Origin of the sequence: Chryseobacterium sp., assembly GCF_029240215.1 — a bacterium.
GTDB lineage: Bacteria > Bacteroidota > Bacteroidia > Flavobacteriales > Weeksellaceae > Chryseobacterium.
In genome coordinates this window covers 78,811-92,912 of the sequence record NZ_JARBTK010000010.1, presented here as the reverse complement: position 1 = coordinate 92,912, position 14,102 = coordinate 78,811, and the positions used below count along the sequence as shown (strand labels likewise).

Below are 14,102 nucleotides of genomic sequence, written 5' to 3'. Positions count from 1 at the left end.
TGAAGAAAACAACTATTATCCGTTTGGGTTGAAACATGAAGGATATAATGTTTTGGCGGGAAATCCTTCGTACAACTATGGTTACAATGGTAAAGAATTACAAAAAGAAACAGGAATGAGTGACTACGGAGCAAGAATGTATATGAGTGACATCGGACGATGGGGTGTGGTAGATCCGCTGTCGGAAACAAGCAGAAGATTTTCTACGTATACGTATGCTTTGAATAACCCAATTATGTTTATTGATCCGGATGGTAGAGAAGCTACGATTTATACAGGACAAGCTGCGCAAGATATGGTAAGACAATTACAAAGTCAGATGCCTCCAGATGATCATTTTAATCAATTTGGGAAATATCTTTACACTGACAATAAGAAAACAAATAATATTGTTATAGATTTTCAAAATCCGATTACAGGTAGTTTGAATACAGCACCATGGTTATCAACGCAGCTAAAAGATTATAATTTTAATAAGGACAATGCTTTTATTTTAGCAAATATTGCAAATCATTATGCTAAAGAAGCGGGTGTAGACTTAAATAATCTTAAAAGAAATAGTACTTCTGTGGGAATTGCAGACTTTCATTTTGAGGCTGGTAAAATGGTAGGGAAAGTTTCTAGTTTTAATGGGGGTGAATATAATCCCGATGCTTTAATGCAAGCAAATTCAGATACCAATACAGTATCTTTAATGATTGGCAATGGACAGGTCTCGGATTTATACAATGACAAATATAATATGATTTCAGCATTAAGTCACGAAGGAGGTCAGGTAAGTCATATATCAATAAAATCTAAAATTAAAACAACATTAGATTTAGCAAAAGAGCATGTTCGTATATATGAACATCAAATAGCATCACCTATTTTCAAGAAAACAACTCCTGAATTCCAAAAATTAATGAAAAAAAATTATGGTAATGATAAATTTTATTATGAAAAATACAAGTAAAAATAATTTTGGTTTTTTACTATTGATGTTAGCCGTTTTTTTTATATCCTGTAAAAAGTCAATTTCTAAAAATGAAGAAGCAGTTTGTTCATTCCAAAATTTAATATGTGATTATACAAAAGATAGTATAAATATTAAAAATGTTGAGACTTTTCTATTATTTGGAAATCCTACAAATGATACAATCAAAATTTCCCTTAAAGATGTCCAAGAAAATTATAGACACGTGTACAAAAAAGATACATTTGAAATTAATTTTGAAGCGCTAACGCCGATTTCCGTACCACCCCATGACTCGCTTGGGCTACCTTGTATATCAGTAATTGGAAAAAAATTCAATAATGATGATCAAATTTTAAAAAAAGGATTTGAAATTGTTAATATCAAATCTCGTAAGATAATTTCTAATGCACCGGATTACAGATTAAAGGAATTACGAGAGTTTCAATTATATAAGAAATGGGGAAGAAAAAATGATAATTTAACTTTGTAAACAAGAACTCCTCGCTCTCGCACGCTTGTCTCGTGTGGGAGATAATAGGCGGGAAATCCTTCGTACAACTATGGTTACAATGGTAAAGAATTGCAAAAAGAAACAGGAATGAGTGACTACGGAGCAAGAATGTATATGAGTGACATCGGACGATGGGGTGTCGTAGACCCGCTCGCTGAAACAAGCAGAAGATTTTCTACGTATAGCTATGCTTTAGACAACCCGATCATGTTTATCGATCCGGATGGAAGAGAAGCTGCTCTTTCGGGAGCTGCTGCGCAACAGGCGTTCAGGGATTTTAGAAGTAGTATGCCTCCTATTGACTATGTTAATGAAAATGGTAAAAAAATTGGTACCGATGGAACGAAAGATGAAGGAGTAGTAATGGTTTCTAATAAAACTGATCTTGATGCAATAAAAAATGCAGAAAAAAATGGACGACATATTTCTTTGAACCAACTAAGTGAATTTAATATTGGAATGATTATTCCTTCAGATGTTGTTTTAAGAGAACTTATAAATGTGAAAGAAAGAGGTGACAAAAATGGAGGGCTTAGAGAAGAATCTTCTTCTATTGAAGGAGATGATATCATATCAAGAGGTCCTACTGGACCATTACCAACAGTTGATGCAAAAAATAATGCGAGCGCAACGGCACAAATGTATTCGAGCCCAAGAACTCACACCTCAATACATTTGCATCCAATCGGATTATTTGTATTAAATGACACACCTTATCCTTTTGATGCTTTGACACCAACACCAGGGGTCGATGATGTTACGTTTAAAGGTAAAGGAACAAATATTATTGTAGGGAGATTAGAAGTTGGAAATAGAACAAACATTATTCGGAGATCAAATGGAAAATTTGATGATTATAGAGATATTGGTGCTGCAATTTATACAGGAAGTAATATAGCTCAACCTATCCGTAAATTAACAATGAAAGTTATAAATAATATACTTAACAGAAATGCGAAATAAATATTTTAAACAGTCCTTTTTTTTATTATGCCTATTATTTTCGGCTTATCATTTTTCTCAAACCAGAAAGAGTAATTTTCTGATTATGATAGATGATCAGCCTTGTATACTTACATATAATATGCAAGTTAATACTCCTTCCATGGGATCAATTGAAGCAAAGTATATCGTTGGAACTATTGATTTATCTGAAGAAAACTATTCTAAATTTATTAATGATGAATCATTAGACTTTCAAATTAGCTTTGAAACAATTTTGCCAAAGTTTTCAACAGCAAAGAAGTATTTAGTTTCTATACCAAAAATCTTTTTAAATCAAGAATATATTATTATAAATATATTTAATAAAGACAGTAAATTATATAAAAAAAGGTTTGGTGGGGTAAATAAAAAAAATAGAAAAGAATATTATATAGTAATGTCAACTCGAAATGCTATGAAGTTTGATTAGGTAATATTCGAAAGATTACCTAATCAATTATTAACTGTAACTGACAAAAAAATAACACGAAATCCAGATACATGAGGGATATAATCTTTTGGTAGGTAATCCTAGTTATCAGTATAAGTACAAGGGAAAGGAGCTACAGGAGTCTGGAATGTATGACTACGGAGCGAGATTTTATATGCCGGATATTGGGAGATGGGGTGTTGTGGATCCTTTAGCTGAGACAAGTAGGAGATTTTCTACTTATACGTATGCTTTAGACAACCCGATTATGTTTATTGATCCGGGTAATGTATCAAAGTTAGTGATGAGCATTTTAAAAAGATTAACTCACTGAATTTCACAACTCATTTAAAAATAAATAAATCAAAACAAGAGTAGGCATTCCCTGCTCTTGTTTATTTTTGCAGAAAAAAACATATCTAAATGACTGAAGATCATTCCTCGTGTATCAGAGTTAGTGATACAGGAATGTGTAAAAACTGTTATTCAAAAAACATTATCAAAAACGGAACTACAAAAACCAGAAAACAGTAGTATATCTGTAAGAGCTGCAATAAACGATTTTTAGAATTTTACAGTTATAAAGCTTGTCATAAGAATATCAATTCAAAAATAATTCAACTGACAAAAGAAGGTTTAGGAATCAGAAGTACAGCCAGAGTATTAAACATTTCCACAACAACTTTACTTAGAAGAATTATTAAAATTGCAGCGGATATTACTCAACCTAAATCTGCTATTATCAATCTTACGAACTTGATGAAATGAGACTTTTCATCAAAAAGAAATCAAATATGCAATGGTTGGTTTATGCTATTGATAAAAAAAGTAAAAGAGTTGCTAGCTTCTACATAGGTAAACGAACAAATAAAACCTTAAACACTGTAATAAAAACTCTTCTCAATTCTAATCCGGAAAAAAATACACACAGATAAACTCAGACACTATCAATACTTAATTCCAAAGGATATCCATCATACGAAAAAATTTGGAACCAATTGCATCGAAAGAAAAAATCTGAATATCAGGACTCATTTAAAAAGATTAAATCGGAGAACAATCTGTTTTAGCAAAAGTATTTTGATATTAACTTCTATTCTGAAACTCTATTTTTGGACTTAGGATTTGTACAGTTTACTCAAGATTTCTCAGTTTCACTTCTTTTTTCAGGTAAGTTTTATAATCTTCTGCAAACATTCCGATATAAGTTCCTTTTTTCAAATCTCTGTTGACTCCGGTTTTGCCTAGAAGTACAGATCCTGATTCGATATTATTCCCTGAAGCTATGCCGACCTGTCCCCATAAAGTAACCTCATCACCAATGATGCAACAGCCTGCAATGCCGACCTGAGAAGCAATGAGACATTTTTTACCAATTACAGTATCATGACCGATCTGAATTTGATTATCCAAAACGGAACCTTCACCAATAATGGTGGAATCTGTCACTCCTCTGTCAATTGTACAACCGTTTCCGATTTCTACGTTGTTTTCGATGATCACGTTTCCTACAGAGATTAAACGGTCAAAATTTCCATTGACTTTTCTGTAATAAAATGCGTCGCCTCCCAAAACAGTATTGGATTGAATAATCACATTATCACCAATTACGGTGCGGTCTCCTATTACAACATTTGGAAAAATAATGGTGTTGTTTCCGATGGTAATGTTGTTTCCGAGGACTGCAGACGGGTGAATTTTTGTACCCTCTCCTATTTCCACATCATGAAGTGTCTCCGTGAAATTATAGATTTTGGTGAAATGGGTATTGATTTTATTGAAATCTCCAAACGGATCGTCAGAAATCAACAGTGCTTTTCCTTCCGGACAATCTACTTCTTTATCAATTAGAATGATGGTAGCAGCAGAATTTAAAGCTTTATCGTAATATTTTGGATGATTGACGAAGACAATTTCACCAGATTTTACTCGGTGAATTTCGTTTGTTCCTAAAACCTGAAAATCTTCGGAACCTACGAATTTAGCTCCGATAAGATCTGCAACTGTTTTCAGTTTTTGTGGCTGATGAAACGTCATATTTTAATGATGTTTTTTTAGTTTATCGATCTTGTCACGGTTTTAAACTCAGACAAGTTTTGTTTTTGGTTTGAGCTCGCAGCCCGACTTGAAGGTCCTTCGACAAGCTCAGGATAAACTACAATAGCTGCCCTAAAAATGAAAGCTGAAAGTTGTTATACTTCCAGCTTCATATTATTTTGAATAATTATTCTTTTACTCTTTCTAAGTAAGAACCGTCTTCAGTGCTTACTTTTATTTTGTCTCCTGCTTCAATGAATAAAGGAACCATTACTCTTGCTCCTGTCTCAACGATTGCGTTTTTCAGAGCGTTTGTCGCTGTATTTCCTTTCACACCCGGATCAGCTTCAACAACTTCTAAATAAACCGATTGTGGAAGCTCTGCAGAAAGCGGAGTTTCGTCAGCTTCTTTCAAAATGATCGTTACCTCTTCACCTGCTTTCATCAGATTTGAGTTTTCAATCATTTCTTTGTCTAAGTACAGTTGAGAGAAATCTTCATTATTCATAAAGTGGAAACCATTCTCATCATCATAAAGATATTGGAATTTTCTTGTAATTACTTTCACTTCGTCAATTTTATGACCTGCAGAAAAAGTATTATCAATTACTTTACCGTTGGTTACCGATTTTAATTTTGTTCTCACGAAAGCAGGACCTTTCCCTGGTTTTACGTGCATAAATTCGATTACTTTAAAAATATCATTGCTGTACTCGATGCAAAGACCTTTTTTTATATCGTTACTTGTTGCCATTAAATTATAGTATGTTATTTTTTTTATTTTGATTTATAAATCTGAACATTCAGCAGCTGTCTTCCAACTAAATCAATCGCATCAATTCTTGGTCTGTAAAAAGTTCCTGCATCAACTGAAGTTACAGAACGATTATTAATAACAGAATTAAAATTAATATCATTGATTAAAAGCTGATCAAGATTTTTATTGACTTCTGAAGAACTCTTCATGTCTGAACTCAGATTTGAAAATGACTTTTTTGAGTAATTCAGAATCGAGTTTACATTTTTAACTGCCAAAGAATTTTTCATATTCAAAGACAAATCTTTTTTCTGCTGTGCAAAGACAAAAGAAGATAATACTGTAAAAAATAAAACTGAATTTTTCATCATTTTAAATTAAATTATTCCTTCCCAGTTCCGTATCCTTTTACAATACCTCTAGGAGAATTTTGAATAAACTGTAGAATTTCGTCTCGTTCAGCCGTTGGAAGCATTTCTTTTTCGATGTGAGAAACTGCCTGAGAGACATTCATTTTCATCTGAAAGATAGCTCTGTAAATTTTCTGAATTTCAAAAATTTTATCGTTGGTAAAACCTCTCCTTCTCAAACCTACAGAATTAATTCCTGCATATGCCATTGGTTCCCGAGCAACTTTTACATAAGGAGGAATATCTTTTCTTACCAAAGTTCCACCCGAAATCATCACGTGTTTCCCTATTTTCCCAAACTGATGAACAGCACTTAAGCCACCCATTACGGTAAAATCACCTATTTCTACGTGACCGGCAATACCACAACCGTTAACAATGATCACATGATCACCAATAACACAGTCATGGGCGATGTGAGAAGTTGCCATGATTAAACAATTATTACCAATTTTAGTATAACCTAAAGCTTTTGTTCCTCTGTTTACAGTCACACATTCTCTGATCGTTGTATCATCACCGATGATTGTCTGTGTATCTTCACCATCAAATTTCAGATCCTGCGGGATGGCAGAAATTACAGTTCCGGGGAAAATCCTGCAATTTTTTCCGATTCTTGCACCATCCATAATGGTAACGTTAGAACCGATCCAGGTACCTTCACCTATTTCCACATCACCTGCAATAGTAGTAAATGGTTCTACAATTACATTTTTACTGATTTTTGCACGTTTATCAACGGCGGCTAATTGATGAATCATTTACTCAACTTTATTTTTTGCAACCTGAGCCATAAGCTCAGCTTCTACTGCTATTGTATCACCCACATATCCGTAACCCTGCATATGCACGATTCCTCTTCTGATAGGCTCTATCAATTCAATTTTGAAAATCATAGTATCACCGGGAACGACTTTTCTTTTGAATTTTACTTTATCCATTTTGATAAAATATGTAGAATAGTTTTCAGGATCCGGTACACTGGCCAAAACCAAAATACCTCCTGTCTGCGCTAAAGCTTCGACCTGCAAAACTCCGGGCATTACGGGTTCTTTCGGAAAGTGGCCAACAAAGAAAGGCTCGTTCATTGTCACGTTCTTTAAGCCTACGACGTGAGAATCTGACAATTCTAAAATCTTGTCAATTAATAAAAACGGTGGTCTGTGAGGCATTAGTCTCATAATTCCGTTGATATCAAAAACAGGTTCTTTATTTAAGTCAAAATCAGGAACGTTTTTCTTTTTCTGTAATTTCCACTGACGGTTCAGCTTTTTAGCAAACTGGGTATTTACAAAATGTCCGGGCTTGTTAGCAATAATTTTACCTTTAATTTTAACTCCGCACAATGCCAAATCACCGATTACATCTAATAATTTGTGTCTTGCAGCTTCGTTTGGATAGTTTAAAGTCAAATTATCAAGAATACCGTTTGGTCTGATCGCAACGTGATCTTTTCCAAAAGCTTTCTTTAATTTTTCTGTGGTTTCAGCAGTAAGATCTTTATCAACGTACACAATTGCATTAGAAATATCGCCCCCTTTGATCAAACCGTGATCAAGAAGCATTTCCAACTCGTGTAAAAAGCTGAAAGTTCTTGCAGAAGAAATTTCTTCTTTAAACTCTGAAATATTTTTTAAAGTAGCATTTTGAGTACCTAAAACTTTGGTTCCAAAATCTACCATTGTAGTAATTTCGTAATTATCTGAAGGGATAATTGTAATTTCCGAACCGGTTGCAGGATCGCTATAGCTGAGAACTTCTTTCACCACCAAATATTCTCTGGCAGTTTTTTGTTCTACGATTCCCACACTTTCGATTGCCTCTACGAAAAATTTTGAAGAACCATCTAAAATTGGTGGTTCAGAAGCATCCATCTCCAGATAAGCATTATCGATATCACAACCAACCAAAGCCGCTAAAAGATGCTCGCAAGTATTGATTTTTACGCCTAGCTTTTCAAGAGTTGTCCCTCTTTCTGTAGCAACAACATAATTAACATCAGCTTCAACTTGAGGATGACCCTCCAAATCTGTTCTTACGAAGATGAAACCTGTATTTTCTTTGGCAGGTTTGATGGTCAATTTTACTTCTTTACCTGTATGAAGGCCAATTCCGGATAGAGTAACCTCTTCCTGAAGTGTTTTTTGCATATCACTCATTAGTCTGATCTTTTGAGTTAGTCTCAAGATTATTTATTCGTTTTACGAGCTCAGGAAGATTCCTGAAATGAACGTAACTTCTTAGATAGTCATTATAGCTGATTGCCGGTGAACCATATACCGTTTCTTTATCGTTCACGTGAGAATTCACACCGCTTTGTGCCTGTATTTTCACCTGACTTCCGATTTTGATGTGTCCTACGATTCCTACCTGACCGCCAATCTGATTCCAGTCACCAACGATTGTAGAACCAGCGATACCAGTTTGCGAAGCGATCACATTATTTTGACCTATTTTCACGTTGTGTGCGATCTGAATCAAATTATCTATTTTCGTTCCTTTACCGATTACTGTAGAGCCGATCGTTGCTCTGTCAATACTACAATTTGAACCGATTTCAACATCATCTTCAATGATGACATTTCCTAATTGAGGAATTTTTTTGAAACCTTCAGCAGTGGGCTGAAAACCAAAACCATCCCCGCCAATTACCGTATTGGAATGAATTACACAATTATCACCTATAATGCAATAATCGTATATTCTTGCACCACTGTCAATTTTACAGTTTTTACCGATTTTTACACCTTTTCCAATATAAACCTGAGGATAAATCTGTGATCCTTCTCCTATTTTGGCTTTTTCAGAAACGTAAGTGAACGCGCCGATATATGCTTTATCACCAATCAAAGCTGTTTGGTGAATCGAAGAACCATCTTCCACACCTTCTTTTCTTCCCTGCATTTCCTGATATAAATTCATCAGAACCTGAAAAGAAAGATAGGCATCTTTCACAGCAATGATCGTCTGAGCGTAACTTTCTTTGGTTAAAATATCTTCCGAAACTATAAGAACGGAACAATTTGAAGTATCTAAATAATGAGAAAAACGTTCCTGGGCAATAAAAGAAAGATGCCCTGTTTCCCCATTTTCAATAGGTGAAACTCCTGTTATAAGTGCATTTTCGTCACCTATAATTTTTCCGTCAATAAAACTCGCAATTTGCGAAGCTGTGAATTCCATATTCTGCAAAGATAACAAATTCTATTATTCACCAACATTTTTTAGATTGAGTAATATAGATTTTAATATTCTTTAAGAATTCCAAAGCTTTTACTGTCTTGGAAAAGTGAGGATATAACGTGTTGTTTTGTTGGTAATCAGCCCAGATAAAAGCTGATCTTCCGACTCGTCAAGTCTCAAAATTTTACCGCTTTTCTGTAATAAATAAATAGGTTGTTTATCCGTATTGTAAGGTAAGAGCGTTCTTTCAATCTCGTGTACAAGTTCGTGAGCATTATTTATTCCGAAAAACGCATTGGTATCTTTTACTTTTTCTTCTACAAATTCGGGATCGAATGGCTGGGAAGAAATGATCGTTTTCGGAAGATTTCGCTGAATGACACATTGACACCAATAAGAAAGAATAAAATCATCAGATTTTTGCCACAATTTCATCGCATGAATAATATCATTATCATCCATTTGGGTAAATCTTTCTACATCTTCATCGGTTGCAGCACTTTTTTCACGATGCAGAAAGTATTTTAAATTTTCCGTTGCGGGTAAATCTACTCCCTGCGAAGCAAGATATTTTGCTCGTTCTAAAATTTTGACCAAAATAAATTCTGCCAAAGCCGATGTTTTGTGATAATACACCTGCCAATACATAAACATTCTCGCCGTAAGGAAGTTTTCAATCGAATAAACACCTTTCGCATCGATAACCAACTCATCTTCGCAAACATTCATCATCGAAATAATTCTTTGGGTATTTACATTCCCTTCAGAAACTCCCGTGAAAAAACTATCTCTTTTCAAATAATCTAAACGATCAACATCCAATTGCGAGCTGATCAACTGGTTAAAAAACTTTCTGTGATATTTTCCCTGAAACATTTCGATTGCAATTGACAACTGACCGTTGACTTCATCATTTAATCTGTTCATTAATAATAAAGAAAGATTTTCGTGATGCCAATCATCCATCAACATATTTTCCAACGCATGAGAAAACGGGCCGTGACCGATGTCGTGCATCAAAATTGCCAACATCGCTCCTTTTTCCTCTTCCTCGGAAATCTGAATTCCTTTCTGTTTTAAAGTTTCTAAAGCGGTAAACATCAAGTGCATCGCACCTAAAGCATGATGAAATCTTGTATGGGTTGCACCGGGAAAAATTAAATTTAAAAGCCCTGTTTGTGAAATCCTCCTTAACCTTTGAAAATAAGGATGTTCTATAATGTCGAATAAAATCTCATGAGGAATTTTAATAAAACCGTGAACAGGATCGTTGATAATTTTAAGCTTGTTTTGCATAGAAATATACTGTGACAAATGCAAAATTAAGGTATTAAACTCAATTCAAAGAAAATTGCAAAATTTAATCGAATGAATTTTTATTAATAATGCTTTAAAACCTGAAGATTTTAGCCTATCTTCATACCACATATTACAAATGAATGCGACAGGATTTCTTTAACTAAGATTTAACTTTTAACCTCTCCAATTTGGCTTTTGTTAAAGGCTTTTGGTCGCAGTTTTGATACAATAACCGTAGAAAAAATTAAACTTTTATGTCAGAAAAAATATTATGGATCGATGATGAAATAGATTTACTTAAACCTCATATCGTATTTTTAGAAAAAAAGGGTTATCATGTAACTCCTGTAAACAATGTGAATGAGGCTTTGGAACTGATGGATTCAGAAAAATTTGCATTGACGCTTATTGACGAAAATATGCCCGGAATTTCGGGACTTGAGGCTATTCCTATGATCAAAGAGAAAGACAGCTCTCTAAAAATCGTAATGGTGACGAAAAGTGAAGAAGAACACATCATGGAAGAAGCAATCGGATCCCAGATTGCAGATTATATTCTGAAACCTGTAAATCCTAATCAAATTTTATTATCATTAAAGAAAAACCTTCAGGAAGATAATCTTGTAGAACAGAAAACGATACTTCAATATCAACAGGAATTCAGAAACCTTTCAATGGAACTTTCTTATTTGAGAACCTACCAGGATTGGGCAGAATACTATAAAAAGATCGTCAACTGGGAATTGAAATTTGACAAAGTTGCAGATAATGAGTTTGCAGATTTGCTGCAATCTCAAAAAGAAGAAGCTAATATTCAGTTCGCAAAATTTATAGAAAATAATTATGAAGATTGGTTGAATGGCAGTGATAAACCGCTTATGAGCCATACTTTATTTAGAGACAAGGTAAAACCTGAAGTTGAAAAAGACAAAGTTCTTTTGCTGATGGTTGATAATTTGAGATACGATCAGTGGAAAGTAATTGAGCCTTTATTCACTAAATATTACAACAAAGTTTCTGAAGATTATTATTACAGTATTCTTCCGACCGCTACTCAATATGCAAGAAATTCATTTTTTGCGGGAATGCTTCCTTCAGAAATTGAAAAACGTTTCCCTGATAAATGGTTTAATGATAATGAAGACGGAAACAAGAATGAGTATGAGCGTGATTTCCTGGAAGACCAAATGAAAAGAATTGGTTTAAATTCTAAATCAATGAAATATCTGAAGGTTTTGAATGCCGATTTTGAGAAAAAGATCTATGAAGATTTTAATCAGCATAAAAATAATGACCTTTTGGTTATCGTTTACAACTTTATTGATATTCTGTCTCATGCAAAAACCGACAATCATATTGTTGACCAATTAATCAGAGATGATAAAACTTTCCGTTCACTGACTTCGAACTGGTTTGAGAATTCATCTTTAATTAAAATTATCAAATTAGCGGCTGAAAGTGGCTATAAACTAGTGATTACAACTGACCACGGAACAGTTTACGTAAAAAAACCAAGCCGTGTAGTCGGAGACCGAGAAACCTCAACCAACATTCGTTATAAGACAGGAAAAAGTTTGACGTATGACGAAAAAGATGTTTGGGCAGTGACTAATCCTGAGAAAATATTTTTACCTAAAGGAAATTTAAGTTCAAAGTATATTTTTGCCAAAAACAATACATTTTTAGCCTATCCGAAAAATTATAATCACTTTGTCAATTATTATAAAGAGACTTACCAACACGGTGGAATTTCTCTTGAAGAGTGTATTATCCCGATAAGTATTTTAGAACCAAAATAGTTTTTTTCATAGTTTATTATTTGGGCTCGGGCGGAAAAAATCTTCGATTTTTTCCGCCCGATTTTTTATATTTTTGGATCATGAAATTAATTACTTATAACGTCAATGGAATCAGAGCCGCTTTTACAAAAGATTTCTTAGGTTGGTTGAAAACTGCCGATCCAGATATTATCTGCATTCAGGAGAGCAAAGCCGGAAACGATCAGATAGACATGGAAAGTCTTGAAGAATCCGGTTATCACAGTTATTGGCATTCAGCAATAAAAAAAGGCTACAGCGGTGTCGGAATCGCGTCAAAAACAAAACCTCATCATGTAGAATACGGTTGCGGAATTGAAAGCTATGACAATGAAGGAAGAATCATCCGTGCAGATTTTGACGGCTATTCTGTGATTTCAGTTTATGTTCCGTCAGCTTCCAATATTGAGAGATTGGAATTTAAAATGCAGTTCTGTCATGATTTTTTAGAATACATTAAAAATTTAAAGAAAGAGATTCCGAATCTTATTATTTCCGGAGACTTCAATATCTGTCATGAAGCGATTGATATTTATAATCCGGTCGGCTTAAAAAACACTTCAGGATTTTTACCGATGGAGAGAGAATGGATGACCAGTTTTATCGAAGAATGTGAACTGATAGACAGCTTTAGGTTTTTTAATCAGCAACCCGACAACTATACATGGTGGAGTTACAGACAAAATTCGAGAGCAAATAATAAAGGATGGAGACTGGATTATAATTTTGCATCATATTCTTTGAAGGATAAGCTTTCAAGAGCTGTAATATTAAAGGAAGCCGTGCATTCTGATCATTGCCCTGCATTGATTGAAGTAGACATCTAAAAACATTAAAGCCAGCTGATTTAGCTGGCTTTATTAATTTTTTAAGAATCGTATTAAATTTAATCGACAATTTCGTACTCTACAGGGATAATACCTTTACTAATACCCCCAATTTCGTCGAACGCAGCTTTAGACATATCTAATGCTCTTGATGAATGGAAAGGTCCTCTATCATTAATCGTTACAATTACCTCTTCTCCATTGTTCAGATTGGTTACCTTAATTTCGGTACCAAAAGGAAGCGTTCTGTGCGCTGCAGTTAGTTTTGAATTATTAAAAACTTCTCCGCTTGCTGTTTTTCTACCATTAAACTTGTCGTGGTAGTACGACGCATAACTTGTTTTCTTCGCATCTTCGGCATTGTTCTTGAAAGAATAAACACCTAGTGTTGAAATCATCATTATGATTACGAGAATGAATCTTTTCATCATTTTGAATTATTTTATTGTTTGACAGGGCAAAAGTATAGTGAAACTTTTTACTCACCTATTTCAAACGTTAACAAGACTTAAATAAAAGTTAAAATTATCTTAAACAACTCTGTAACTCCCTATTATCAGGGATTTTAAGCGACTATGTTAAAAAACGTTAAAAAAAACACTTAAAAGTTAACGGATTTAACTGCTTTGAACACATTTAAAGACGGATTCTATTTTTAAAACACTGATATTCAATAAATTAAAAATACTAAATTTTGCTAAAATCGAACTTTATTTTCTCTAAAATCTTTTATATTTTCTTTAGAAATAGTATCAAAAGAATTAAAAATGGCAAAAAAGCTAATTAGTATTTACATTTCTTCGTCATTTAAAATACTATGTTCAGTAGCAAATGTTTAAATGAAATAAATTTTGTTGATTACAATTATTAAAGCAAAAAACCAATGACT

General features: G+C 33.8%; 17 protein-coding genes and 1 pseudogene. 10 read left to right on the top strand and 8 right to left on the bottom strand.

Annotation, left to right across the window (positions count from 1 at the left end; translation table 11 throughout):
• The 8 genes and pseudogenes from K0R77_RS16220 to K0R77_RS16185 form a co-directional block, all read left to right on the top strand.
• The coding region (locus K0R77_RS16220; protein WP_300354715.1) for an RHS repeat-associated core domain-containing protein at positions 1–955 on the top strand (955 nt) is incomplete at its 5' end.
• On the top strand, positions 939–1,448 hold the full coding sequence (locus K0R77_RS16215) for a hypothetical protein (protein ID WP_300354712.1): 510 nt from the start codon (positions 939–941) through the stop codon (positions 1,446–1,448). The genes K0R77_RS16220 and K0R77_RS16215, both read left to right, overlap by 17 nt.
• Before the next feature lie 54 nt (positions 1,449–1,502).
• A pseudogene (locus K0R77_RS16210) lies at positions 1,503–1,697 on the top strand (RHS repeat-associated core domain-containing protein); the annotation flags it as partial.
• Between the two features lie 820 nt (positions 1,698–2,517).
• Positions 2,518–2,883: a hypothetical protein gene (locus tag K0R77_RS16205; protein WP_300354708.1), complete on the top strand. Its 366-nt coding sequence runs from the start codon at positions 2,518–2,520 to the stop codon at positions 2,881–2,883.
• An 88-nt stretch (positions 2,884–2,971) separates the two neighbouring features.
• Positions 2,972–3,217: an RHS repeat-associated core domain-containing protein gene (locus tag K0R77_RS16200; protein ID WP_367182754.1), complete on the top strand. Its 246-nt coding sequence runs from the start codon at positions 2,972–2,974 to the stop codon at positions 3,215–3,217.
• 203 nt (positions 3,218–3,420) lie between these two features.
• A complete protein-coding gene (locus K0R77_RS16195; RefSeq protein ID WP_300354730.1) occupies positions 3,421–3,651 on the top strand; it encodes an IS1-like element transposase in 231 nt (76 codons plus the stop codon).
• On the top strand, positions 3,648–3,818 hold the full coding sequence (locus K0R77_RS16190; protein WP_367182753.1) for an IS1 family transposase: 171 nt from the start codon (positions 3,648–3,650) through the stop codon (positions 3,816–3,818). Before K0R77_RS16195 ends, K0R77_RS16190 begins: the two co-directional genes overlap by 4 nt.
• The gene (locus K0R77_RS16185) at positions 3,787–4,005 is read left to right on the top strand and encodes an IS1 family transposase (protein WP_367182755.1); all 219 of its coding nucleotides are present in this window, start codon (positions 3,787–3,789) and stop codon (positions 4,003–4,005) included. Before K0R77_RS16190 ends, K0R77_RS16185 begins: the two co-directional genes overlap by 32 nt.
• A gap of 12 nt (positions 4,006–4,017) precedes the next feature.
• Here the strand turns inward: K0R77_RS16185 and K0R77_RS16180 are convergent, their stop codons facing one another.
• The 7 genes from K0R77_RS16180 to K0R77_RS16150 form a co-directional block, all read right to left on the bottom strand.
• On the bottom strand, positions 4,018–4,920 hold the full coding sequence (locus K0R77_RS16180; protein WP_300354705.1) for an LpxD N-terminal domain-containing protein: 903 nt from the start codon (positions 4,918–4,920) through the stop codon (positions 4,018–4,020).
• A 187-nt stretch (positions 4,921–5,107) separates the two neighbouring features.
• The gene (gene efp / locus K0R77_RS16175) at positions 5,108–5,674 is read right to left on the bottom strand and encodes an elongation factor P (protein ID WP_267597671.1); all 567 of its coding nucleotides are present in this window, start codon (positions 5,672–5,674) and stop codon (positions 5,108–5,110) included.
• A 23-nt stretch (positions 5,675–5,697) separates the two neighbouring features.
• A complete protein-coding gene (locus K0R77_RS16170; RefSeq protein ID WP_300354700.1) occupies positions 5,698–6,045 on the bottom strand; it encodes a hypothetical protein in 348 nt (115 codons plus the stop codon).
• A gap of 14 nt (positions 6,046–6,059) precedes the next feature.
• The gene (gene lpxA, locus K0R77_RS16165; protein WP_300354697.1) at positions 6,060–6,848 is read right to left on the bottom strand and encodes an acyl-ACP--UDP-N-acetylglucosamine O-acyltransferase; all 789 of its coding nucleotides are present in this window, start codon (positions 6,846–6,848) and stop codon (positions 6,060–6,062) included.
• Positions 6,849–8,246, bottom strand: a complete 1,398-nt coding sequence (locus K0R77_RS16160; protein ID WP_300354694.1) for a bifunctional UDP-3-O-[3-hydroxymyristoyl] N-acetylglucosamine deacetylase/3-hydroxyacyl-ACP dehydratase — start codon at positions 8,244–8,246, stop codon at positions 6,849–6,851. It abuts the gene before it with no gap.
• Complete coding sequence (gene lpxD / locus K0R77_RS16155; RefSeq protein WP_300354691.1) at positions 8,239–9,270, bottom strand: UDP-3-O-(3-hydroxymyristoyl)glucosamine N-acyltransferase; 1,032 nt, start codon at positions 9,268–9,270, stop codon at positions 8,239–8,241. The genes K0R77_RS16160 and lpxD overlap by 8 nt, the downstream gene beginning before the upstream one ends.
• 90 nt (positions 9,271–9,360) lie before the next feature.
• Positions 9,361–10,566: an HD domain-containing protein gene (locus K0R77_RS16150; protein WP_300354688.1), complete on the bottom strand. Its 1,206-nt coding sequence runs from the start codon at positions 10,564–10,566 to the stop codon at positions 9,361–9,363.
• A 257-nt stretch (positions 10,567–10,823) separates the two neighbouring features.
• On the opposite strand from K0R77_RS16150, the gene K0R77_RS16145 reads away from it, so the two are divergent.
• Both K0R77_RS16145 and K0R77_RS16140 read left to right on the top strand, forming a co-directional pair.
• Entirely contained in the window at positions 10,824–12,368 is a 1,545-nt protein-coding gene (locus K0R77_RS16145) for a bifunctional response regulator/alkaline phosphatase family protein (protein ID WP_300354685.1), read from the top strand.
• 80 nt (positions 12,369–12,448) lie between these two features.
• Positions 12,449–13,213: an exodeoxyribonuclease III gene (locus tag K0R77_RS16140; RefSeq protein ID WP_300354682.1), complete on the top strand. Its 765-nt coding sequence runs from the start codon at positions 12,449–12,451 to the stop codon at positions 13,211–13,213.
• Between the two features lie 59 nt (positions 13,214–13,272).
• On the opposite strand, the gene K0R77_RS16135 is transcribed toward K0R77_RS16140, so the two are convergent.
• Positions 13,273–13,644 carry a septal ring lytic transglycosylase RlpA family protein gene (locus tag K0R77_RS16135; protein ID WP_300354679.1) on the bottom strand — a complete coding sequence of 124 codons (372 nt, stop codon included), beginning with the start codon at positions 13,642–13,644 and terminating at the stop codon, positions 13,273–13,275.
• Positions 13,645–14,102: the final 458 nt, after the last annotated feature.